Origin of the sequence: Rhodomicrobium sp. R_RK_3 (assembly GCF_002198715.1) — a bacterium.
GTDB lineage: Bacteria > Pseudomonadota > Alphaproteobacteria > Rhizobiales > Rhodomicrobiaceae > R-RK-3.
Genome location: NZ_MWLK01000013.1, coordinates 113,037 through 133,778, shown reverse-complemented (window position 1 = coordinate 133,778; position 20,742 = coordinate 113,037). Strand labels below are relative to the sequence as shown.

Genomic DNA, 20,742 nt, shown 5'->3' with positions numbered 1-20,742 from the left:
GCGTCCTATTCCTTCTCCATAGTGCACTGTAACGGATGCTGATGCTGGCGGGAAAAATTCGTCACTTGGGCGACTTTCGTCTCCGCCACCTCATAAGTGTAGACACCACAGATGCCGACACCCCTTTGGTGGACATGCATCATGATGCGGTTCGCCTCCTCATTTTGCTTGTTGAAGAAGCGTTCGAGCACATAGACAACGAAATCCATCGGCGTGTAATCGTCATTGAGCAGCAAAACCTTGTAAAGGCTGGGCTTTTTGGTTTTCGGCTCGGCTTTGGTGACGATGCCGCCACGCAGATCCCCGTCGTCGTTCTGATTGCTCTTCTTCGTCATGAACGCGCGCGACTGAGCCTTGGCCATAGGCCGCGCGCCTTCGCAGCTCCCGCTAATCTCGTCTTTATGCCACATGGATAACATGCAATGATGATGCCAGACCCCAAACGCATTCCGCGATCGCTTCCCTAAGAGTAAGCCTCGCTGCCCCCAGTTTCAATGCACGGGCGGACGGTTGATGACACCCGCAACCATAGCACTCCCAGCGCGGCAGTAAAAAGGCCTTCAAGCAATCTTGACCGCATCATGCATTTTCTGCGAACGCGGCGCGGGCACATTCATAGTAGGACATTTTCGTCAAAAAAAAACTGCGTTCGGCAACCATAAAAACATACAATTCGAATTAAAGTTTATGGGTGCCATTGCCTAGGCTTAAGGCAGCGTGCTGCGTTCTTTTACTGACGCAATTGCCGCAATGAACGGGGTTTGAACGCTCGCCCCCTTCATGCCATGATGCGCGCCCATATCACCAGACGAGTCACCTTTCCCACTGCTTGCGTTAACGCGTTGTCTTGCGGGAAATATGTGAGCGGATGAGAGGCAAAATAAGCTGGCGCCTGTGAATTTCAAGGGACCCCCGGCGAGATCGGACCGGGTCGCTCGTTAAGGGTTTGCTAGGGCTGTGCGCGTAAGGTCGGAAGTCCAGATTGACTTTCCGGGCAAGTTCGAACGAGGGGGCTCATGGGCATCTCGACAGATCAAAGCGGAACGGGCGACAGGACGCACCCCTCCCGCGTCGCCTGGATGGCCAAGTGCGTGGCCGTTGCGGTGATCGCATCCACGCTCGCCGCGTTCCCCGCCGATGCCAAGAAACGGCGCATCGTGCGCAGCAGCTACAACCCGCCGCAATCGGCCATGGTGGTCGACGCCTATTCCGGCAAAATCCTCTATGCCGAGAATGCCGACCAGGAGCGTTTTCCCGCCTCCGTCACCAAGGTGATGACGCTCTATATCGTCTTTGAACAGATCCGCGCCGGCCGCATGTCGCTCGATACCGAGCTGAAAATCAGCGCCGACGCCGCCTCGCGCCCGCCTTCCAATCTCGGCCTCGAGGCCGGCGAGACCATCTCCCTCCACGACGCCATGTATGCGCTGGTGACGAAATCGGCCAATGACGTCGCTGCCGTGATCGCCGAGAACATCGCCGGATCGGAGCCGGCTTTCGCGCGTCTGATGACCCAGAAGGCGGAACAGATCGGCATGACCGACACCGTCTTCCGCAACGCCTCGGGCCTGCCCAATCCGGAGCAGCACACCACCGCGCGCGACCTCATCACCCTGGGCCGCCGCGTGCTGCTGGACTTCCCGCAGGACGCCAAGATCTTCAGCACCCGCGTCTTCCAATATGGCAATGCCAAGTACAAGAACCACAACGGATTGCTGTTCAGCTATCCCGGCACCGAGGGCATGAAGACCGGATTTACGCGCGATTCAGGCTTCAACTTGCTCACCTCCTGCCGCCGCGATGACAAGCATTTGATCGCCGTCGTGCTGGGCGGGCGCTCGAGCGCGCACCGCAATGCCCGGATGCGCACCTTGCTGAACCAGTCCTGGAGCAAGGCCGTCGCCTTCAACGACGTCAAGCAGCGCGGCAAGGACCGGCCGGTCGAAATCAAGGTCGCGGCGGCCGCCACCAATGTCTCTCCGGCCGAGGACGATGACGACGACAACATCATGCCCGAGCGCAACCCGGCCTTTCACGCCAGCGTCTCCGAGCGCACGCTGAGCATCGCCATCGCTGCGGCGCGCGAGGCGGTCGCCAAGCCCGAGCTGGAGGAGCCGTCGCCGCCCACGCAACTGGCGCTCGCCGGCGCCATGGCCGGTCCGACCAACGAGGCGGCCGACGAGGACGCCCAGCCCATCAGCGAGGATGAAGCCGAAGACGAGGGCGACACCAGCGCCGAGGCAACGCCTCCGGTCGTGGCGATCTCGCCCCCGGCTACCGACGACGCCGCCGCCCTCGGGCCGTATCACGTGCAGGTCGGCTCCTATCTCGATCCGGGCGCCGCCAAGGGCCGTCTGGCGGTCGTGGCGGACAAGGCCGGCCGGCTGGTCGGCGGCCACCGCGAGCTGACCGTGTCCGGCGAGGTCAAGGGTAAGGCGTATTACCGCGCCCGCTTCGGCCAGTTCTCCCAGGATGACGCCGCCAAGACCTGCGCCAAGCTGAAGAGTTTGTCCATCGAGTGCCTGGTGGTCAGGGCGGAGTAGGGCGGTCAGCCGCGCCGCTTCGTGCGATCCCATCCGTCGCCCCGGCCATTAGGGCCTACTCGCATTGCCGCTTGCCGAAGGATTCGCCGGTAAGCCATTGGGTCCCGGCTCAGCCTGCGGCTGTCCGGGACGACGGGAGAAGTGGGCGCTTCGGCAAACCTCGGAACGGTGTCAGCCGGAGGGACGCAGCCCCCTCACCCGGCCGCTTCGCGTCCGCCCTCTCCCACGAGGGGTCGAGGGCTGCCGCGCTGGATGGGAGTCACAGATTTGCCGCTGGCTACTTCGCCCTCTCCCCTTGCGGGAGAGGACTCCGGCCGGAGGCCGGTGTGTGAGGGGTAAGCCGCAGGCACAGCCGCCGCCGGCCGATTCTCAAACCGCTACCCGCAGCAGCAAATCTTTTGCCTCGTTGATCTTTGCGGCGAGATAGGTCGTGCCGCCCTGGTCGGGGTGGTATTTCTTCATGAGCGCGCGGTGGGCGTGCTGGATGTCGTCGCGGCTGGCGCCGGGCTGCAGGCCCAGCACGGCATAAGCCTCGTCCACGCTCATCGTGCCCGAACCGGGACCGCCCCGCGACGATTGCTGCTGCCGCTGGCCGCCCTCTTCGCTGCGGCGCTCGATATAGGCGTGCAGCAAGCGCGCCGCCGACTCGTCATTCTGCTCCGCGTCGGCGAGCAGCAGGTCCAGCTCCGCCAATGACAGATCCGACAGGCGCCGGCCTGCGAAAGCGCCCCGGAACACCATGCCTTCCATCCGCCCGCTATCGTGGTCGAGCGTCATTTCCAGCATATCGGTGCGCACCGAGGATTGGCCGCCGCCGCGAGGCGCGCCGCCGAAGCCGCCCGGCCAGGGCAGCGTCTTGCCCAGCAGCGACAGGCCGAACAGCGCCAGGGGCAGCGCGACGAAGAACTCGCCGCGCGCCAGCAGGAACAGAGCCAGCACCATGCAGCCCGCCCCGCCGAGATTGCGCAAGAGCTTGGCCATCCGCTTCGGGTCGGCGCGCGTAAAAGCGCGTCCGAACATCAAGACGACGATCAGCAGCACAAATCCGAGGAGCAGCAATGGCATCGCCTTGGCGCTTAGCGTTTGAGTTGCTCGAGCAGCAACCGGCCCCGCCCGCCGGTCCTGCTGAAATCTTCGAGCGCCTTGCGCCCACCCGCGGCATAGGCGGCGACCGCGCGCAACAACTCGCGCAATTGCTGGGCCGACCCCGCGTCGAACCGGCAATAGGCCCCTTTGGTCAATCTTGCAATCTCCCTGAAGGCGGCCTCGGCCTTGGCATCGTCGCCCTCCTGGAACAGGAAGGCGGGAACGCCGAGAATGCCGAGCTCGCCGGCAAGGGCGGCCAGATGATCGATGTCCTCCTCCATGCAATCGCCAACATAGACCAGCGCGTTGATCTTGCGCTTCTCGGTCTCGCGGCGGGCGTGCAGCAGGACTTTGCGGATCTGCGTGAAGCCGCCAAGGCACCGGATGCCGGTCATCAGCCGCGCCAGCGTTTCCGGCTCGCGCACCCAGGCCGAGACCCGGCATTCGTCATAGGAGCGAAAATAGATGAGCTGCACCTCCAGCCCGCCGATCGCCTTGACCTCCAGGAACATCTCGGCCTGCAGCTTCAGCGCCATGTCCCAGGTCGGCTGGCGGCTCATGGTGGCGTCCATGGCGAAGAGCAGGCGGCCGCGGTCGCCATCGGGCGCCGACGGGGCGACGGCCTTCATCTTCTCGATGAAATCGGCGACATCGCTCCGGCTGGAGCGCTCGGCCGGTACGCCGGTCTCCGAAGCGGGCGCAGGTGTCTTCCTGTCGGCAGCCATGGGTTGGAACTCTCCTCCGCCATTGTAGAGCGCTTACGCATTTAGGCCAAGAAAGCTCGGTCTTGGCCTAGGGTAGGCTTCCGTTTTTCTGTCAAATTGATATGGTCGCGCGGTTCATGGAAGGAAGAGCGCGAGATGGCCGGAAAATTGCCCGTCGTCAGGACCTTGCCGGAGTTGCGGGCGGCGGTTCGGAATTGGCGGGGCAAGGGCAATACCGTCGCTCTGGTGCCGACGATGGGCGCGCTGCATGCCGGTCACATCTCGCTCGTCCACCAGGCGAGGAAACGCGCCAACCGCACCGTTGTTTCGATTTTCGTCAATCCGACCCAGTTCGGCCCGAACGAGGATTTCTCCGCCTATCCCCGCGACGAGCAGGGCGACTGGATGAAACTGGCCGAGGCGAAGGCCGATCTGCTCTATGCGCCGGGCGTCGAGCAGATCTACCCGGACGATTTCTCCACCCGCGTCGAGGTCATCGGCCTGACCTCCGGGCTCGAAGGGGCGAGCCGCCCGCGCCATTTCGCCGGGGTGACGACGGTCGTCGCAAAACTGTTTCTGCAATGCCTGCCCGACATCGCCATTTTCGGCGAGAAGGACTATCAGCAGCTCCTCGTCATCCGCCAGCTCGTGAAGGATCTCGACATGCCGATCGAGGTGCTGTCCGGCACCACGCTGCGCGAGGCGGACGGCCTCGCCATGTCCTCGCGCAACGCCTATCTCGATGGCGCCGCCCGAGCGCTGGCGCCGCGCTTCCATGCCGTGCTCGCCGAAGTCGCCGCCGACCTCTCCGAGGGGCGCCCGGTGCATGAGGCGACCTTCCTCGGCCGCGACTGGCTGGAGGGCGCCGGCTTCAAGGTGGATTATCTGGAAGTGCGCGACGCCGCCAACCTCATGCCGGTCGGCCAGCATGTCACGGTTCCGGCTCGCATTCTGGGGGCGGTCTTTCTCGGCCGGGTCCGGCTGATCGACAATCTGCCGGTCGCGCCCGTCAAAACCCGCTAGCCGCGCCCGCTCGCCATCCACAGCCGGGCTTGAAATTTTCGCAGAAAAGCGAAACGTCATGCTTTGGCCGTGGCAGAATGCGAATCGGAAACGGGGCAAAGCGGGCGCATGACATACCGGGTGGTTTTGGAGCATCGGAGCGGGACGGTCGAGCCGCTGGGGCAGTTCGAGACCCGCAAGGCGGCGTTGATCCGGATCAATCAATACCGGCTGGACGACGAGGGGCACGACGAATATTGGCGCCTCTGGATCGAAGATGACGGCCGGGTGATCTATGAGCATGTGTCGACGAATTATCTCATCGACACGCTGAGCGAGCGGGAGCGCAAAGACGGCCGGGTCCTGATGCCCGGCGGCTGAGGGCGCCCGGCGGCCAATAAGCGTATGTGTAGCGGGGAGTATTTTCGATGATCAACGAGGCGCCGCTGGCGCGGTTCGAGCCGCTGGGCGACAAGCTGCTCAAACCCATCTATGCCGATTATTCCTTCGGCAACATTCCGAACACCATTCATTACCTGCTGACCGGCGAGCGGCTCGGCAATCTGCTGCCGGAGGATTGTTTCGGCGGCTCCTATCCGCGCCCCGAGAAGGTGGTGCTGTTCTTCATCGACGCTTTCGGCTGGCGCTCCTGGCAGGATCACGGCCGGCGCTTCGCGACGACCCGCCGCGTCATGGACGAGGGCGTGCTGACGCCGATCTCGGCGCTGTTCCCCTCGACCACCGCCGCGTCCGTGTCGACCATGAATCTCGGCGTGCTGCCCGCCCAGCACGCGCTCTACGAATGGAATGTCTACATCCCCGCCTTCGGCGAGGTGATCCAGACGCTGCCCTTCAGCCCGCTCGGACAGCTCTCGCGCGAGGTCTGCCTGCAGAAGGGCTACGACCCCGGCGCGATGCTCGCGGTGCGCGAGACGGTGCACGAGCGGCTGGCGGCGCGCGGTGTGCACTCCATCCAGTTCGCCCACCGCAACCACGCCGATTCCAGCTTTAACCGCATGGTCTGCGCCGGGTCCGACGTCGTCCCGCATGTGATGCTGTCCGAGGCGATGGTGCAGCTCAAGGAAGCGCTCGGCGCGGTCAAGGGCAAGGCGTGGTTCAATTTCTACTGGGCCAGCATCGATTCCATCGCCCATCATTACGGGCCGGGCACGTCCTACCACGCCGCCGAGATCGCCGCCTTCTGGTCGGCTTTCGACGCCCTCTTGAGCAAGCTCAACAGCCCGAACACGCTGTACCTGTTCACCGCCGACCACGATCAGGTCTATGCTCGCCGCGATGAGACCGTCTATATCAACGAGCGCTGGCCCGGCCTCGGCGAGAGCCTTGCCATCAGCCCGACCGGCAGCACGATCTACCCGAACGGCTCGCCGCGCGACCTGTTCCTGCATCTGAAGCCGGAGCGGCGCGAGGACGTCTTGTCCCTGCTCAAGGGCGAACTGGCGGGCATCGCGACGGTGATGGCCGTGGACGAGGCGCTGGAGATCGGGCTGTTCGGCCCCGCGCCGGTGGCGGAGGAATTGCGGCGGCGGCTCGGTGATGTGCTGGTGCTGGCGCATGACGGCCATTTCGTCGGCTGGCGCGAGCCGGGGCTGATGGAGAACCGCTTCAACGGCCATCATGGCGGCCTCGCCGCGCGTGAGCTGATCACGGCATTCGGCGCGCTGGACGGCCTCTAGTGCTCCGGCTCGGCGGGCGGGGGTGCAGGGCATGATCGCCCCCATCGCGACGCGGCTCGGGGTCACCCCGGAGACGGCCACGGCCATCGCAGGACTGCTGATTATCGTTCTGCTGCTGCTGGCCGGAGGGCTTCTGACCCGCTACGCCGTCGCGTTGCGCCCCTTCGTCCGGGGCACGCCCTATGCGGCGCTGATGGTTGCGGCCTTCCTCGCCTGGTTCGCCGCCGACATCGCCAAAGCGATAGGCGTTCCGCGCGGCGCGCTGCTGGCGCTGTTCATCGGGCTGCTGGCGACGCGGATCGTCGTCGAACTCGCCTCGCCTGGGAGCCGCCGCGACCGGGTGCGGCGGCCGCCAAATCCGCCGCGCTCGGATTTTGGCGGGTATACGCCCGGCTCCTCCACGCACCGTCATGATCTGGATCATGGCGGCGGCCATGGCGACATCGGCGGCGGCAATGGTGGCGGCGGGGGCGATTAGAGGCGGGCCCGGATCAGACCGGAGCCCGCCGCATCGCCTCTGCTTATCCGAAGGTTAGTATCTGGCGGATCTCCCTGCCTTCGCGGAGGCGGTCGAAGCCTTCGTTGATGTCCTCCAGCCTGATGTGGCGGGTCAGCAGGCGGTCGACCGGGAGCTTGCCGCGCTTGAACAGGCCGATGTAGCGCGGGATGTCGCGGCTGGGGACGGCGCTGCCCATGTAGCTGCCTTTCAGCGTGCGCTCCTCGGCGATCAGGTTGAGGGCGGGGAGACTCAGCAGGGCGTTCGGGTTGGGCAGGCCGGCGGTGATGGTGGTGCCGCCGCGCCGGGTGATGCGGTAGGCGAGGTCGAGGGCGGGGACGGCGCCGGCCATCTCGAAGGCGTAATGCACGCCGCCGCCGGTTGCGTCCTTGATGGCCTGCGCGGCGCCTTCGCCGGCGACGAAGGCGTCGGTCGCGCCGAGGGACGCCGCGAGCGCCAGCTTGTCTTCGGCGAGATCGACGGCGACGATGCGCTCGGCTCCGGCGGCGACGGCGCCGAGGATGGTCGACAGGCCGACGCCGCCGAGGCCGACCACGGCGACCGTGCTGCCCGGCTCGATGCGCGCCGTGTTCACCACCGCGCCGACGCCGGTCAGCACGGCGCAGCCGAACAGGGCGGCGTGGTCGAGCGGCAATTCCGGATCGATCTTCACCAGCGAGCGGCGTGAGCAAGTGGCGTATTCGGCGAAGGCGGCGACGCCGAGCAGATGGTTGAGGTCGTGGCCGTCGCGGCTGAGGCGGCGCTCGCCCGAGAGCAGCGTGCCGGCGCCGCCGGCCGCGGCGGCCGGTTCGCACAGGGCGGGACGTCCGCTGGCGCAGGGCAGGCAATGGCCGCAGCTCGGCACGAAGACGAGGGCGACGTGATCGCCCGGCTTCAGGTCGTGCACATTCGCGCCGACCTCTTCCACGATGCCGGCGGCTTCATGGCCGAGCACCATCGGCACCGGGCGCGGCCGGTTGCCGTCGATGACGGAGAGGTCGGAGTGGCAGAGGCCCGCGGCGGCCATCTTGACCAGCACCTCGCCGGATTTGGGCCCTTGCAATTCGATCTCGCCGATGGTCAGCGGCAAAGACTGCGCATAGGGCGGCTGGCGGCCCATCTCTTCCAGAACAGCGGCGCGGATTTTCATGATTGTCCTCCCTTTTGCCCGCCATTCTAATGCATCATCCGCTTTCACAAAGCGCCCGATGCGGGTGTTTGGCGCGGCGCAGGTTGCTCACGCGGCCTTAGGGGAGGGCAGGGCAGGAAGGCAAACCTCAGAGAACCGCTTCGCCCGCCTCGATGGGAAGGTAGGTCAGCCCGATCAGTGCTGCGTCGTCGCGGGCGATGATGCCGGAATAGACGGTTTCCATGCGCGAGCGCATCGGGCCCTTGTCCTCGAAGGGCGCACGGAAGAGAGCCCCTCCGCCCGCCGCCGCCCAGCCATTGACGACGCTGCCGCAGAGATACACGCCGCCCCAGGCCGCCGAGGCGAGCACCAGGTCGCCCGCGACGCGGCCCAGCAGCGCGGAGAACTGCCGCACAGTCTCGGTCGCGACGGCGTGTTCGGAGGCGCTGGCGAAAATCTTGGCGCCGCTGACGCCGGGCTCGCCGGTGACGCCGGCGCGCGCCGCCAGCCGCCGGTAAAGCGGCTCGACGCCCCGGCCCGACAGCACCTCTTCGACGCAGCCCGCATCCTGAACGAGTTCAAGCTCCAGGGCGGTACAGCCGCCGAGCCGCATATGGCCGGGCTCGCCGGGATTGGTCACCCAGCCGGCCCCGGCCGGGATGACGGTCGCGCCGCCAAAGCCGGTGCCGACATTGACGGCCAGCATGGTCTGGCGCGGCGCGGACTTCCGCTCGGCCTCGCCGATGGGAATGAGTTCGTCGGCTTCCAGATAGGGCAGGGACAAGGCCACCGCCTGCAAATCATTGATCAGCCGCGCCGGCGCGCCCGCCAGCATGGCGGCGATCTCGCCGGCCTCGAGCGACCAGGGCGCGTTGGTGAGCTTGACCTTGTCGCCATCGACAGGCCCGGCAACGCCGACGACCGCGGCCGAACAGCCTTCCGCCCCGCCGGTCTCGTCGAGAAAGGCGGCCAGCGCGTCCGGGAAACTGTCGAAGTCGGTCAACGGATAGCTGCGGCGCTCGCTCAGCGCGTGCTGCGCCCGGCTGCGCGCGAAACGCACATTCGAGCCGCCCACATCCGCAACCAGCCGCCAGGGTCTCATATTACCGGCTCCTGCAATTGCGGCGCGAGGGCCGCGAGGAAGTCTTCCCGCCAATGCGCGGCATCATGCTTGATCACCCGCTCGAGCAAGGCGCGATGACGCGCTCGCCGCTCGTCGAGCGGCATGTTCAGCGCCTGCTCCAGCGCATGGGCGATGTCGTCAAGATCGTAAGGGTTAACGATCAAAGCTTCCACTAGATCCTCAGCCGCGCCGGCAAATCTCGACAGGACAAGCACGCCCGGATCGCTCTCGTCCTGGGCGGCGACATATTCCTTGGCGACGAGGTTCATGCCATCGCGCAGCGGCGTCACCAGACCGACCTCGGAGCCGCGGAACAAGGCGGCGAGCTGGTCGCGCGGCAGGTTCCGGTGGATATACCGGACGGGCGTCCAGTCGAAATCGCCGTATTCGCCATTGATCGAGCCGGAAAGCTGCTCCAGCTCCTGGCGGATGTCGGTATAGGCGGCGACATCCTCGCGGGTCGGCGGGGCGATCTGCATCAAGGTGACGGTCTTCTGCTTGTCGGGATAGAGTTCGAGGAGGCGGCGGAACGCCTTCATGCGCTCCGGCAGGCCCTTGGAATAATCCAGCCGGTCGACGCCGACAATATGTTTGCGCTCCAAATTGCGCCGGTTCAGCCGTTCGATGGCATCGGCCGCGGCGGAGGTATGCGCCATGGCGGCAAAAGCCTCGACATCGATGCCGATCGGGAAGGCGCGGGCGATCACGGTGCGGCCGAAGGCGATGACGCGGCCGTCGCTGAGGATCTTGCCGTCGCTGGTCTCGCTGGCGAAGCGCTGGAAATTGACGACGTCGGAATGGGTCTGGAAGCCGATGACGTCATAAGAGAACAGCGACTTGATCAGCCATTGATGCACCGGCACGGCGAGCAGCACGCCGGGCGGCGGGAAGGGGATGTGCAGGAAGAAGCCGATGCGCTGCTTGGCGCCGCGCGAGCGCAGTTCGGAAGCGAGCGAAATCAGGTGATAGTCATGCACCCAGATGACGTCATCGGGGCGCAGGAGTTCGATCAGCGCGTCCGCGAAACGGGCATTGACGCGGCGATAGCCGTCGAAATAGACGGTCTCGAATTTGACGAGGTCGAGGCGGTAATGGCAGACCGGCCAGAGCACCTGGTTGGCGAAGCCGACATAATATTCCTGATAGTCTTTTTCCGTGAGCGGAACGGTGGCGATGGTCACGGTGCCGGCCTGTTCGATCGAGACCGGGAGCGGCGCGCGGTCGTCGACCACGGCGCCGTCCCAGCCGAACCAGACCCCGCCGGTCTGGCGGAGGGCGTCGCCCAAAGCGACGGCAAGCCCCCCCGATTGGTTCTGCTTCTCAAGATAGGCCACACGGTTCGATACGACCACCAGCCTGCTCATACCACCCCTTCCCAGGGCCGCGACAAACGCATGGCCCCGTTGATGATGCCGACCATCGAATAGGTCTGCGGGAAATTCCCCCAGGCCTCCCCGGTGATCGGGTCTGTGTCCTCGGACATCAGCCCGAGATGATTGCGCGCCGAAAGCAGCGCCTCGAAATTCTCGCGCGCCTGCTCGCGGCGTCCGACGCGGGCGAGCGCATCGACGCGCCAGAAGGCGCAGACATTGAACGCCGTCTTCGGCATGCCGAAATCGTCCGGGGCTTCGTAGCGCATCATATGCGGGCCCCGGCCGAGCACCTTCTCCATCTGGTCGAGCGTCGAGATGAAGCGCGGATTGTGCGGCTCGATGAAGCCGACCTCGCTCATCAGCAGCACGCTGGCGTCCAGATGCTCGCCGCCGAAGCTTTCGACATAGGCCTTGCGCTTCTCCGACCAGGCCCGGTCGAGAATGGTCGCCTTGATGGTATCGGCGCGCTCGCGCCAGAGCACATGGCGGTCGATCAGCCCGAGATGGGCGGCGATCTTCGCCAGCCGGTCGCAGGCTGCCCAGCACATCACGCTGGAGGAGGTATGAATGCGGGCGCGGTGGCGCAGCTCCCACATGCCGGCGTCGGGCTTGTCATGCAGCGCGAAGGACTGTTCGCCGCAAAATTCGAGTTTCTTGAAATCCTCGATGCCGGCAGGAGCGAGCAGCCGCTTGTCGAAAAACGCCTGCGAGGCGCCGAGCACGAGATTGCCGTAAGTGTCGTGCTGGAAATGCTCATAGGCCTGGTTGCCGACGCGAACCGGGCCATAGCCGCGATAGCCGCCGAGCTGGGGAATCGTGCGCTCGATCAGCGCCTGTTCGAGGCCGACGCCATAGACCGGCTGGAGATGGCTGTCGCGGGCATTGGCGACGATGTTCATGATCCAGCGGAAATAATTCTCCATCGTGCGCACGGCGGAGAGGCTGTTCAGCGCGCGCACGACGAACAGGGCATCCCGGATCCAGCAATAACGGTAATCCCAGTTCCGCTCGGTCTCGGCGGCCTCAGGGATGCTGGTGGTCAGAGCCGCCACGATGGCACCGGTCGGTTCGTAATTGCAGAGTTTTAAGGTGATGGCCGCGCGGATGACGGCGTCCTGCCATTCGGACGGCACGGCGAGGCGGTGGACCCACTGCTTCCAATAGAGCTGAGTGCGCTCTTCATAGTTCACCGCTGTCTCGGTCGCACCCTCGGTAAGAGTTTCGTCCGGCCCGAGAATGAGATTGACTGGTTCCGCTAGATTAAATGCGACTTCATCCAATATATAATCAATCGGCGCATCCGTTGTCAGGCGGATGGCAAATCCAGGTCCAACATAGCGGACGTGGTTTGAGCCAAAAGTCACATTCGGGTCTACGTTACCATATTCAAATCTCGGTTTCACCCTGATTCGAACACGCGGCGAGCCGCTGATCGGGGTCAAGCGCCGCACGAGCATTTGCGGACGGAAGGCGCGGTCGCGCCAATGGAAGCGCGGCACGAAATCGGTCACCTGCACCGAACCGCTCTCGCCGTGCAGGATGGTTTTCAGGACGGCGGTGTTGGGGACGTAACTCTGTTCGCTGGAAACGAAATCCTCCAGTTCCACCGAAAAACGGCCGGCATCGGGCGCCTGTTTGGGGCTACCGAGCAGCGAATGGAAGATGGGGTCCTTGTCGAAGCGGGGCAGGCAGCACCAGACGATATTGGCTTTCTTGTCGACCAGCGCGGCGATGCCGCAATTCCCGATAATGCCGAGTTCAAGAGTGCTCACGGGCCGTTCCTATTTTTTCGATGATGGTTTCAAGCCAGGCCAGCAGCGCCTCGCGGCCCTCGACGCGGTAGAGCGCGGAGGTGTCGCCATGGCCGACCTTGATGGAAATGCCGCCGCGTCCATTGACCAGCACAAAACCGTCCTCGTCCGTCAGGTCGTCGCCGACAAAGACCGGTACGCGCCCGCGAAACGGCTCCTCCTGGAGGAAGCTGTCGATCGCCGCGCCCTTGCCGCTGCGATGGCCGACGGCCTCGATGACCATTTTGCCCGGCTTCAGCGTGATGTCGGCACATCCGGCCGCCGCGCTCGCCATCGCCTCGCGGCACACCGCCTCGAGCTCGGGGCGCTGCCGGTAGTGCAACGCCACCGCGCCCTGTTTGAGTTCCAAAAGCAGCCCCTTTTCGCGCTCGACCAGCGGGCGCAGGGCGGCTTCGATGGCGGACAGCGCCGCGCCGTTGAAATCGGGCCGGTGCGTATGGCCGGTGGCGTCGCGCCGGGAGAGGCCGTGCACGCCGGCGACCGGCAGATTGAGCGGGGCGAGGAAGTGATCGACGGAGCCGATGTCCCGCCCGGTGATGATGGCAACGGCGCCATGCATGACGCCGCGCAGCCGCGCCAGCGTCTCCCGCGTCTCCTGCGTCACCTCGACGGCTTCCGGGCGTTCGACGATATCGGCCAGCGTGCCGTCGAAGTCGAAGAAGAAGGCGAGGCGTTCAGGGTCGGACGGATCCGGAAGAGCCATGGGCCAGCTCGCAAATTCGTTGCTTGATATGGACAGAATAGCCTCCGTCGCGAAGATCTCGGGGGGAAAACGAATGTGGCCTATGGTTATGTTAAATCTGGAACGTGCACTCCCGATGGCAATTTCGCCAATAAGGTGTGTTGAGCGGCGATGGATTGTCGCAGGGTCAAATCACGGATCCGGCAAGTTCTATAGCGCCGTTCTTGCGGCTTCAATGTCTTTGCAGCGAATCCAACATGATCCTCTAATAGGGTGAAACCCTTAGCCGGGCCTTGCGATGCCTGTCCGGGGAACGAAATTTTTGACAAGGGGACGCCGATGTCCGGTTTGCCGATTGTTGAGATCGAATATTGCCGGCAATGCCGCTGGCTGCTGCGCGCAGGCTGGACCGCGCAGGAATTGTTGACCACGTTCGAGGACGAGCTTGGCGGCGTGACGCTGATCCCCGGCACCGGCGGTGTGTTCGAGCTGCGGCTCGGCGGCGAGGTGTTCTGGTCGCGCAAGGCCGAAGGGCGGTTTCCGGAGCTGAAGGAGGTCAAGCAGCGTCTGCGCGACCGCATCGCGCCGGAACGGGACCTGGGCCATTCGGATGCGAAGCCCGATCCTCAGCCCTGACGCGCTCTGCGCTTCCATTTCCTATCCTCTGCATTATGATCGCCGGGCTGATCGACGCCTTGGGTCCGGGCTTCAGGTCCCGGCCGGCGCGCACCGCTTTGCGGCGGCGTGTTCCGCACGATCGGCATTCGGGGCTGTAGCTCAGGGGTAGAGCATCTGGACTGCCAGAGGGTCGAGGGTTCGAATCTCTTCAGCTCCACCATGGACTAGCTCAAGGGTAGAGCATCGGATTTAGGTTCCGACGGTTTTGGGTTCAATCCCCAAGTCAATTCGCCTGTAAAGCGAAAGCACATCGAGAGGAAGCCGGCGGCTTCCCCGCCTTGCTAGAGGCTCCGGCCGAAGGTGAGGCAAGCGGCGAGGCGCTCTGCGCCGGGGCGGATACCGCCCGCCGGCAAAGCCTGAGCCCAGGCTCCGGCACGGGGACCTCCTTCGGGAGCGATCCGTGGCCGCAACCTGACGCGGATGGTGGCGCCGGCTCGCTCAAACCCCGGTCCGCGATCTCGTCGTGGGCGGCCGCCGGCATCCTTTGCTTCTCATATCGGAGTTTCCCTCGACGCGGGCATTGCGGCGGCATTGATCATTCGCCTATTAATCTCTGCAGCTTGCACTTCGGGGGAGGGCACGATGACGGTCCAGCGCAATTGGTTCAGCTTTGAGGTCATCCTTAAGGACGATGAGCGCGCCTTTCTCACGCGCGAGGGCCGTTTCGTGAAGCTGGTCGGGCCTGGCAAGTACAGCGCCTTTGATCCGGGCCACGAACTCGCCGCAGAAATCGTCAAGGTCGTGCGCGCCGAAATCCCGGCCGAGCGCGCCTTGATGCTCGCCAAGGCGCATCCGGAATTCGCTGCCGAGCATTTCGAGATCGTGCAGGCCGGACCGACGCAGGTCGCCCTCGTCTCCTTCGATGGCGACCCCAAACATCTGGTGTTGCCCAACACCACCCGCGCCTTCTGGAAGACGCTGACCAAGGTCGAGGTCGAGCGCATCGAGACCGCCGAGGATTTCCGCGTCGCCAGGCAGCATCTGAACAAGGTCGACGCGGCCCGCGCCGGGGTGATCGTGCAGGCGGTGGTCGAGGCGCATGAGGCGGCGCTGCTGATCGTCGATGGCGAGCTGAAGGAACGGCTCGGGCCGGGGCGGCACGCCTTTTGGGCCGTCGGCCGCGCCGTCCGGCTGCCGAAGATCGATCTGCGCCCGCAGCCGCTCGAGGTGACGGCTCAGGAGATTTTGACCAAGGACCGCGTCGCCATCCGCGTCACGCTGACGGCCTTCTACAAGGTGACCGACCCGGTACTGGCCGCGACATCGACCGGCGATCTGGGCAACACGCTCTACCGGCTGGTGCAATTCGCCATCCGCGAGGCGGTCGCGACCCGCACGCTCGATGACATCCTCGCCGCCCGCGATGCGATCGACCGCGAGGTGCGCGAGTTCGTAACCGAACGGGTGCGCGTGCTCGGCGCCGAGGTCGGCGAGATCGGCGTCAAGGATGTGATCTTGCCGGGCGACATCCGCGAGTTGCTGAACAAGGTGGTCGAGGCCGAGCGTGTCGCGAAAGCTAATCTGATCCGCCGCCAGGAGGAGACGGCGGCGACGCGCTCGCTGCTGAACACGGCCAAGCTGATGGAGAACAATCCGCTTCTGCTGCGTCTGAAGGAGCTGGAGGCGCTGGAGAAGCTGGTCGAAAAGGTCGGCCGGATCGATCTGCATACCGGCAATCAGGGCGGCGGCTTCGAAGCGCTGCTCAGCAAGCTCTACACGATCGAGGCAGAGACCCTGCCGCCGAAGGTCAATGGCTGAGATGGCGCGATGACCATCCAGATCGCATTGTTGCGCGCCGTCAATGTCGGGGGGCGGACGAAGCTCCCAATGGCCGACCTTCGAAAGGTCTTCGCCGGCCTCGGCTATGAGGATGCGCGGACGGTGCTGCAAACGGGTAACGTCGTCTTCAGCGCCGCGCATGGCGGGCAGGCGTTGGAGGCCGAACTGGAAAAGGCGGTCGCGGCGGAGCTAGGGCTGAAGACCGACATCCTCCTCCGCAGTGCTGCGGAATGGGATGGGATCGTCGCCGCTAATCCCTTTCCCGACGAAGCCGAGAGCGATCCAAGCCATCTGGTGGTGATGCCGCTCAAGGGGACCGCTCCTAAAAGCGCGGTCGCCGAGTTGAATGCCGCGATCCAGGGGCGCGAAATCGTCAAGGCGGACGGCGCGCAGCTCTACATCACCTATCCGGACGGCATCGGCCGTTCGAAGCTGACCATCGGGCTGATCGAGAAGAAGATCGGATGCCGTGGCACGGGGCGCAACTGGAACACTATACTGAAGATTGCCGAGGCAGCGCGCGCGGCGTCATAGCGGCTCCCGCCCCGGCCGTGATCGCGCGAAACACAGCTTCATCATCTCGCAGCGCCGGACGCCGAAGGCGTGCACGGCGTCGCCCTTGGAGCGGCTGATGAAGCCGCAAATCTCCTCAAGCGCTGCCCTGTCCAGCCAACCCTCGCGGCGGCCGCGGCGGATGGCATAGCAATCGGCCTCGCCTTCGTCATAGCCGACATATTGGTGGCCGCATTCATGCGCATAGGCGTACCGCTTCACCATCGGAGACATGGTGGCGAAGCGGTCCGGGTTGAGCAGCACGAAGCCGAAATAGGCGGCGCCGTAATCGTTGAGCTTGGCGTTGAGCACGGTCGGGAAACGGCCGCAGCGGAAATTGTGGCCGTCATAGGTGAGTTCGCCGGCCGGCACGACCGTCCCCGCGCCCCCGAGATGCTCCAGATATTCGCTGACCGTCGGCGTCGCATAGGCGAATTGCAGCACCCGCGCCAAGCCCGCCGCGCCGGCGAGCAGCAGCACGAAAGCGGCGGCGGCCAGCAAGGCGCGCAAAGCGGTCGGGCGTCCGGGACCTTTCGGCGCGGCCGTCACGGCGTCGCCGCTTCGATGGCGTGCATGTCGTCGTCGGAGAAGCCGAAATGGTGGCCGATCTCGTGGATCAGCACATGGGCGATGACATCGCGCACCGGCTGCCTGTCGGTATGCGCGAAGGCCAGGATCGGGATGCGGTAGAGGAAGATCATGTCGGGCCCGTGCGGCACGTCCCAGGTGGATTTGAAGGGCAGGCCGATGCCGTGATAAAGGCCGAGCAGATTATACTCGTTGCGGATGCGCATCCGGTCGAGCGTATCGCGGTCGGCAAAGTCCCGGATGTGGATGCTGAGATTGCCGACGACGTCGCGGAAGGTCGCCGGCAGGCCGTCCCAGACCTCCTGCGCGGCGATCTGAAATTCCTCCAGCGACCTTGGTTCCTGGGCTGACATGGCGCTCTCGCTCGAGCGCCTTAGACGCGGCGCTCCACCAGTTTCTTCTTGAGCTCGGCGATCGCCTTGCCGGGGTTGAGACCCTTCGGGCAGACCTGAGCGCAATTCAAAATGGTGTGGCAGCGGTAAAGGCGGAAGGGGTCTTCCAGATTGTCGAGCCGTTCGCCGGTTGCCTCGTCGCGGCTGTCGACCACCCAGCGGTCGGCCTGCAGCAGCGCGGCGGGTCCGAGAAAGCGGTCGCTGTTCCACCAATAGGAGGGGCAGCCGGCCGAGCAGCAGGCGCACAGGATGCACTCGTAGTGGCCGTCGAGCTTTTCGCGGTCCTCGCGCGACTGCTTCCATTCCTTCTCCGGCGCCGGGCTTTCGGTCTTCAGCCAGGGCTCGATGGAGCGGTGCTGGGCGTAGAAATTGGTGAGGTCCGGCACAAGGTCCTTCACCACCTGCATATGCGGCAGCGGGTAGATGTTCACCGAACCGCCGATTTCGTCGATGGCCTTGGTGCAGGCGAGCGTGTTGGTGCCGTCGATATTCATGGCACAGGAGCCGCAAATGCCTTCGCGGCAGGAGCGGCGGAAGGCCAGCGTCGGGTCGATCTCGTTCTTGATCTTGATGATGGCGTCGAGAACCATCGGCCCGGTCTCGGCGAGATCGAGGTGATAGCTGTCGATATGCGGGTTCTCGCCGTCATCTGGGTTCCAGCGATAGACGCGGAATTCTTTCCAGCGCCCCTTGCCGCCCTTTTCGGGGGCGTTCCAGCTCTTGCCCTTGCCGATCGTAGAATTTTTGGGAAGTGCGAGTTCTACCATATGCCTGTTCCGTCAGCCGCCCCGTTCAAGTCTGTGCCGCCTCGCCCGACCAGTTCACCCGCAAGGTCGCGAACATGGTCACCGTCAGCATGACGAAGCCGGCGACCGCTCCCGCCAGCATGGCGTAATCCTCAAGGCGCAGAATGAGATATAGCAGCCCGTATAGAATAAGAAAGACGCATAGCATAACCAGACCGCGGATGCTGCTATGCAGCGATTTGCCGACGTAAAGCGACAACATGCCGCCGGTCGCCACGGATGCGATCAGATAGGCGGCGGTGAAGCCGATATGTTCGGCAAAGCTGAGCAGCAGCACGTAGAACAGGATCATTGCCACGCCGACGAAGACATATTGCACCGGATGGACGCGCCGGCCCGAGGTCAGCTCGAGCACCAGCACGGCGAAGAAGGCGACGGCGAGGAACATCAGCCCGTATTTGGCGGCGCGGTTAACGAGGTCGTAATAGTCGACCGGCACGTAGAAATTCACGCCCGAGGCCGCCATCGCGAGGCTGTTATGGATGCCCATGGTGGCATTGGCATCGACGCGCCAGGCTTGCGGCACGCTGCGGGCCAGATGCGGAATGCGCCAGGTCGCGTTGAAGCCGTCATTGCGGATTTCGCGCCTGTCGGGAAGGAAGGCGCCGACGAAGGACGGATGCCGCCAGTCCGAGGCCAGGGTGATGCGGGTCTCCCGCCCGATCGGCGCGATGGTCAGCGAGGAGGAGCCGTTGAAAACCAGCTCTGTCTCGAAGCTGAAGGCGGCGGGCGGCTGATCGACCGAGGCATCGACGGGAAACAGCCTTGCGTTCAGCCCCGGCGTGACGTTGCTCGGCAGGCCGGCGCTCGGCTCGAAGGCGATGCGGCGCGCGCCGTCTAGCGTGATGGCGGCGGCTTCCTTCAGCCCGGACACATCGCTGAGGCCGAGCGACAGGAAGGCGTCGCGCCAGCGCACGGTGGCGGCGTCCGGATCGACGAGGCGGATGTCGGGCGCGGCGAAGCGGCCCGTCAGCTTCACGCGCCCAGAGTAAACCGTCACGTCATAGATCGAGCGGCGGCGCACCTCGGACTTGGCCTCGCCTTCGGCGGCAAAATCATCCGGCAGGAAGACGGCGTAGCGGGTTTCGGTGTCCTCGACGCTCTTGTCGTTGCGCACGCGGGTGATGGTGACGGAATAAGGCACGATCAGCAGAGGGCCGATGATGCGCTGCTCGCCGCCGAACTGGCCCGCGATTTCCAGCGCCACGCCGCGCGAGCGCGCCTCGCGTTCCGAAACCAGCAGCCAGATCAAGGCGAGCGGGATGGTCAGCAAGAGGATGAGGCCGGCGACCAGGAAGAATTTGAAGCCGGGCGAGCGGGTGAAGCGGCTGATGGCATCGGCGAAGGATGTGGCCATGGCGGGTCCGGAGTTGGCGGCGATGGCGGCAGGGTAGGGCTGGCTGGTTGAACGTCACCTGAAATAGCGGCTCGGCACCATGCCGAGTTCGCGGCGGAACATGGCGGTGAAGGCGCTCGGACTGTCATAGCCGAGGTCGAGGGCGACGGCGAGGACGGAGGCGCCCTCGGCAAGCCGTTCCAGCGCGCCGAGCAGCCGCGCCCGGCGCTGCCAGCGGCCGAAGCTGAGGCCGGTTTCGGATTTCAGCAGTCGGTTGAGGCTGCGCCCGCTCAGACCAGCGGCGCGGGCGGCGCTCTCCAGCGGCGCGTCATGGGCGAGGTCGGAGAGCACGGCGGCGCAGGCTTTGCGCGCGCGCTCGTCGGACGGCATCGGCAGGTTGAGGGGCAGGGCAGGGCGCAGCCGGATCTCGCTGAGGATCAGGCGCATGACGAAGCCGTCCGGCCCGTCCCACTCATAATCATTAGGGATTTCCACCGCCCGGATCAGCAATTCGCGCAAGAGCGGGGAGACGGCGACCGCCTCGCAGCGATTGGGAAGCCCGGCGGCGTCGGCCGCGGAGGGCTCGACATAGAGGGTGCGAATGCGCACAGCCCCGGAGGCGCGGAACCAATGATCGACGCCGGGCGGAATCCACAAGGCCCGGCTCGGCGGCACCACCCAGCTTCCCTGGCCGGTGCTGATGGTCATGATGCCGGTGATGGCGAAGAGGAGCTGCGCCCGGCGGTGATAATGCGGCAGCGAATGGTAGCCGTTGGGATAGTCGACCGCCAGGGCAGAGGCCGGCTGGGGCGTGTCCTGGTAATCCGCCGAATTGGTGCTCTTGCGGCGCGGCGCGATGTCCATATCGCAATGATAGCTGTCCTGGCGGCGCGGGCAAGCCATGAGCGCCGTATGTATGATGAATTTACGGGCGCAATCGGCGCCCATTTCAGCAGCGGGACGCG

21 protein-coding genes and 1 tRNA gene are annotated in these 20,742 nt (G+C 65.0%); 9 read left to right on the top strand and 13 right to left on the bottom strand.

The window, feature by feature from the left end; genetic code table 11:
- Positions 1 to 5: 5 nt before the first annotated feature.
- Entirely contained in the window at positions 6 to 335 is a 330-nt protein-coding gene (clpS, locus tag BLEFHOIH_RS06335) for an ATP-dependent Clp protease adapter ClpS (RefSeq protein ID WP_088343732.1), read from the bottom strand.
- 681 nt (positions 336 to 1,016) lie between these two features.
- Here clpS and BLEFHOIH_RS06330 point away from each other — a divergent pair.
- Positions 1,017 to 2,543 carry a D-alanyl-D-alanine carboxypeptidase gene (locus tag BLEFHOIH_RS06330; protein ID WP_088343673.1) on the top strand — a complete coding sequence of 509 codons (1,527 nt, stop codon included), beginning with the start codon at positions 1,017 to 1,019 and terminating at the stop codon, positions 2,541 to 2,543.
- A 369-nt stretch (positions 2,544 to 2,912) separates the two neighbouring features.
- Here BLEFHOIH_RS06330 and BLEFHOIH_RS27480 read toward each other — a convergent pair whose 3' ends face one another.
- A complete protein-coding gene (locus tag BLEFHOIH_RS27480) occupies positions 2,913 to 3,608 on the bottom strand; it encodes a DnaJ domain-containing protein (RefSeq protein ID WP_088343672.1) in 696 nt (231 codons plus the stop codon).
- 11 nt (positions 3,609 to 3,619) lie between these two features.
- Entirely contained in the window at positions 3,620 to 4,354 is a 735-nt protein-coding gene (locus tag BLEFHOIH_RS06320) for a hypothetical protein (protein WP_088343671.1), read from the bottom strand.
- 135 nt (positions 4,355 to 4,489) lie between these two features.
- Here BLEFHOIH_RS06320 and panC point away from each other — a divergent pair, with 135 nt between their 5' ends.
- The 4 genes from panC to BLEFHOIH_RS06300 all read left to right on the top strand — a co-directional run bounded on the left by panC (position 4,490) and on the right by BLEFHOIH_RS06300 (position 7,510).
- Positions 4,490 to 5,356: a pantoate--beta-alanine ligase gene (gene panC / locus BLEFHOIH_RS06315; RefSeq protein WP_088343670.1), complete on the top strand. Its 867-nt coding sequence runs from the start codon at positions 4,490 to 4,492 to the stop codon at positions 5,354 to 5,356.
- 108 nt (positions 5,357 to 5,464) lie between these two features.
- Positions 5,465 to 5,716, top strand: a complete 252-nt coding sequence (locus BLEFHOIH_RS06310; RefSeq protein ID WP_088360696.1) for a hypothetical protein — start codon at positions 5,465 to 5,467, stop codon at positions 5,714 to 5,716.
- Between the two features lie 47 nt (positions 5,717 to 5,763).
- Positions 5,764 to 7,032, top strand: a complete 1,269-nt coding sequence (locus BLEFHOIH_RS06305; protein WP_088343668.1) for an alkaline phosphatase family protein — start codon at positions 5,764 to 5,766, stop codon at positions 7,030 to 7,032.
- A gap of 31 nt (positions 7,033 to 7,063) precedes the next feature.
- Positions 7,064 to 7,510 carry a hypothetical protein gene (locus BLEFHOIH_RS06300; protein WP_088343667.1) on the top strand — a complete coding sequence of 149 codons (447 nt, stop codon included), beginning with the start codon at positions 7,064 to 7,066 and terminating at the stop codon, positions 7,508 to 7,510.
- A 43-nt stretch (positions 7,511 to 7,553) separates the two neighbouring features.
- Here the strand turns inward: BLEFHOIH_RS06300 and BLEFHOIH_RS06295 are convergent, their stop codons facing one another.
- From BLEFHOIH_RS06295 to otsB, 5 genes are all read right to left on the bottom strand, one after another.
- Complete coding sequence (locus tag BLEFHOIH_RS06295) at positions 7,554 to 8,678, bottom strand: zinc-dependent alcohol dehydrogenase family protein (RefSeq protein WP_088343666.1); 1,125 nt, start codon at positions 8,676 to 8,678, stop codon at positions 7,554 to 7,556.
- A gap of 127 nt (positions 8,679 to 8,805) precedes the next feature.
- Positions 8,806 to 9,759: an ROK family protein gene (locus tag BLEFHOIH_RS06290; protein ID WP_088343665.1), complete on the bottom strand. Its 954-nt coding sequence runs from the start codon at positions 9,757 to 9,759 to the stop codon at positions 8,806 to 8,808.
- Complete coding sequence (gene otsA, locus BLEFHOIH_RS06285) at positions 9,756 to 11,144, bottom strand: alpha,alpha-trehalose-phosphate synthase (UDP-forming) (protein ID WP_088343664.1); 1,389 nt, start codon at positions 11,142 to 11,144, stop codon at positions 9,756 to 9,758. The genes BLEFHOIH_RS06290 and otsA overlap by 4 nt, the downstream gene beginning before the upstream one ends.
- On the bottom strand, positions 11,141 to 12,925 hold the full coding sequence (locus tag BLEFHOIH_RS06280) for a glycoside hydrolase family 15 protein (protein WP_088343663.1): 1,785 nt from the start codon (positions 12,923 to 12,925) through the stop codon (positions 11,141 to 11,143). The genes otsA and BLEFHOIH_RS06280 overlap by 4 nt, the downstream gene beginning before the upstream one ends.
- Positions 12,912 to 13,667 (bottom strand): trehalose-phosphatase, encoded by a 756-nt coding sequence (otsB, locus tag BLEFHOIH_RS06275; protein ID WP_088343662.1) that lies wholly within the window; start codon positions 13,665 to 13,667, stop codon positions 12,912 to 12,914. Before otsB ends, BLEFHOIH_RS06280 begins: the two co-directional genes overlap by 14 nt.
- Positions 13,668 to 13,985: 318 nt before the next feature.
- Here otsB and BLEFHOIH_RS06270 point away from each other — a divergent pair, with 318 nt between their 5' ends.
- From BLEFHOIH_RS06270 to BLEFHOIH_RS06250, 4 genes are all read left to right on the top strand, one after another.
- Positions 13,986 to 14,282, top strand: coding sequence for a SelT/SelW/SelH family protein (locus BLEFHOIH_RS06270; RefSeq protein WP_088343661.1), 297 nt, complete (start codon positions 13,986 to 13,988; stop codon positions 14,280 to 14,282).
- 130 nt (positions 14,283 to 14,412) lie between these two features.
- Positions 14,413 to 14,484: transfer RNA gene (locus tag BLEFHOIH_RS06265), tRNA-OTHER, on the top strand.
- A gap of 422 nt (positions 14,485 to 14,906) precedes the next feature.
- Positions 14,907 to 16,082, top strand: coding sequence for a slipin family protein (locus tag BLEFHOIH_RS06255; RefSeq protein ID WP_088343660.1), 1,176 nt, complete (start codon positions 14,907 to 14,909; stop codon positions 16,080 to 16,082).
- Positions 16,083 to 16,091: 9 nt separating this feature from the next.
- On the top strand, positions 16,092 to 16,637 hold the full coding sequence (locus BLEFHOIH_RS06250) for a DUF1697 domain-containing protein (protein ID WP_088343659.1): 546 nt from the start codon (positions 16,092 to 16,094) through the stop codon (positions 16,635 to 16,637).
- Here the strand turns inward: BLEFHOIH_RS06250 and BLEFHOIH_RS06245 are convergent.
- The 5 genes from BLEFHOIH_RS06245 to BLEFHOIH_RS06225 are packed head-to-tail and all read right to left on the bottom strand — an operon-like array spanning position 16,632 to position 20,680.
- Complete coding sequence (locus BLEFHOIH_RS06245; RefSeq protein WP_088343658.1) at positions 16,632 to 17,204, bottom strand: hypothetical protein; 573 nt, start codon at positions 17,202 to 17,204, stop codon at positions 16,632 to 16,634. The two genes, BLEFHOIH_RS06250 and BLEFHOIH_RS06245, sit on opposite strands and share 6 nt — an antisense overlap.
- A complete protein-coding gene (locus tag BLEFHOIH_RS06240; RefSeq protein WP_088343657.1) occupies positions 17,201 to 17,596 on the bottom strand; it encodes a metallopeptidase family protein in 396 nt (131 codons plus the stop codon). Before BLEFHOIH_RS06240 ends, BLEFHOIH_RS06245 begins: the two co-directional genes overlap by 4 nt.
- Positions 17,597 to 17,616: 20 nt before the next feature.
- On the bottom strand, positions 17,617 to 18,402 hold the full coding sequence (locus tag BLEFHOIH_RS06235) for a succinate dehydrogenase iron-sulfur subunit (protein WP_088343656.1): 786 nt from the start codon (positions 18,400 to 18,402) through the stop codon (positions 17,617 to 17,619).
- Between the two features lie 25 nt (positions 18,403 to 18,427).
- Complete coding sequence (gene creD / locus BLEFHOIH_RS06230) at positions 18,428 to 19,798, bottom strand: cell envelope integrity protein CreD (protein WP_088343655.1); 1,371 nt, start codon at positions 19,796 to 19,798, stop codon at positions 18,428 to 18,430.
- Between the two features lie 54 nt (positions 19,799 to 19,852).
- Complete coding sequence (locus tag BLEFHOIH_RS06225) at positions 19,853 to 20,680, bottom strand: helix-turn-helix transcriptional regulator (RefSeq protein ID WP_245296888.1); 828 nt, start codon at positions 20,678 to 20,680, stop codon at positions 19,853 to 19,855.
- Positions 20,681 to 20,742: the final 62 nt, after the last annotated feature.

Coding starts and splice junctions, on each gene's coding strand:
- clpS (WP_088343732.1), bottom strand. CDS start 335: ATGACGAAGAAGAGCAATCAGAACGACGACGGGGATCTGCGTGGCGGC.
- BLEFHOIH_RS06330 (WP_088343673.1), top strand. CDS start 1,017: ATGGGCATCTCGACAGATCAAAGCGGAACGGGCGACAGGACGCACCCC.
- BLEFHOIH_RS27480 (WP_088343672.1), bottom strand. CDS start 3,608: ATGCCATTGCTGCTCCTCGGATTTGTGCTGCTGATCGTCGTCTTGATG.
- BLEFHOIH_RS06320 (WP_088343671.1), bottom strand. CDS start 4,354: ATGGCTGCCGACAGGAAGACACCTGCGCCCGCTTCGGAGACCGGCGTA.
- panC (WP_088343670.1), top strand. CDS start 4,490: ATGGCCGGAAAATTGCCCGTCGTCAGGACCTTGCCGGAGTTGCGGGCG.
- BLEFHOIH_RS06310 (WP_088360696.1), top strand. CDS start 5,465: ATGACATACCGGGTGGTTTTGGAGCATCGGAGCGGGACGGTCGAGCCG.
- BLEFHOIH_RS06305 (WP_088343668.1), top strand. CDS start 5,764: ATGATCAACGAGGCGCCGCTGGCGCGGTTCGAGCCGCTGGGCGACAAG.
- BLEFHOIH_RS06300 (WP_088343667.1), top strand. CDS start 7,064: ATGATCGCCCCCATCGCGACGCGGCTCGGGGTCACCCCGGAGACGGCC.
- BLEFHOIH_RS06295 (WP_088343666.1), bottom strand. CDS start 8,678: ATGAAAATCCGCGCCGCTGTTCTGGAAGAGATGGGCCGCCAGCCGCCC.
- BLEFHOIH_RS06290 (WP_088343665.1), bottom strand. CDS start 9,759: ATGAGACCCTGGCGGCTGGTTGCGGATGTGGGCGGCTCGAATGTGCGT.
- otsA (WP_088343664.1), bottom strand. CDS start 11,144: ATGAGCAGGCTGGTGGTCGTATCGAACCGTGTGGCCTATCTTGAGAAG.
- otsB (WP_088343662.1), bottom strand. CDS start 13,667: ATGGCTCTTCCGGATCCGTCCGACCCTGAACGCCTCGCCTTCTTCTTC.
- BLEFHOIH_RS06270 (WP_088343661.1), top strand. CDS start 13,986: ATGTCCGGTTTGCCGATTGTTGAGATCGAATATTGCCGGCAATGCCGC.
- BLEFHOIH_RS06255 (WP_088343660.1), top strand. CDS start 14,907: ATGACGGTCCAGCGCAATTGGTTCAGCTTTGAGGTCATCCTTAAGGAC.
- BLEFHOIH_RS06250 (WP_088343659.1), top strand. CDS start 16,092: ATGACCATCCAGATCGCATTGTTGCGCGCCGTCAATGTCGGGGGGCGG.
- BLEFHOIH_RS06240 (WP_088343657.1), bottom strand. CDS start 17,596: ATGTCAGCCCAGGAACCAAGGTCGCTGGAGGAATTTCAGATCGCCGCG.
- BLEFHOIH_RS06235 (WP_088343656.1), bottom strand. CDS start 18,402: ATGGTAGAACTCGCACTTCCCAAAAATTCTACGATCGGCAAGGGCAAG.
- creD (WP_088343655.1), bottom strand. CDS start 19,798: ATGGCCACATCCTTCGCCGATGCCATCAGCCGCTTCACCCGCTCGCCC.
- BLEFHOIH_RS06225 (WP_245296888.1), bottom strand. CDS start 20,680: ATGGCTTGCCCGCGCCGCCAGGACAGCTATCATTGCGATATGGACATC.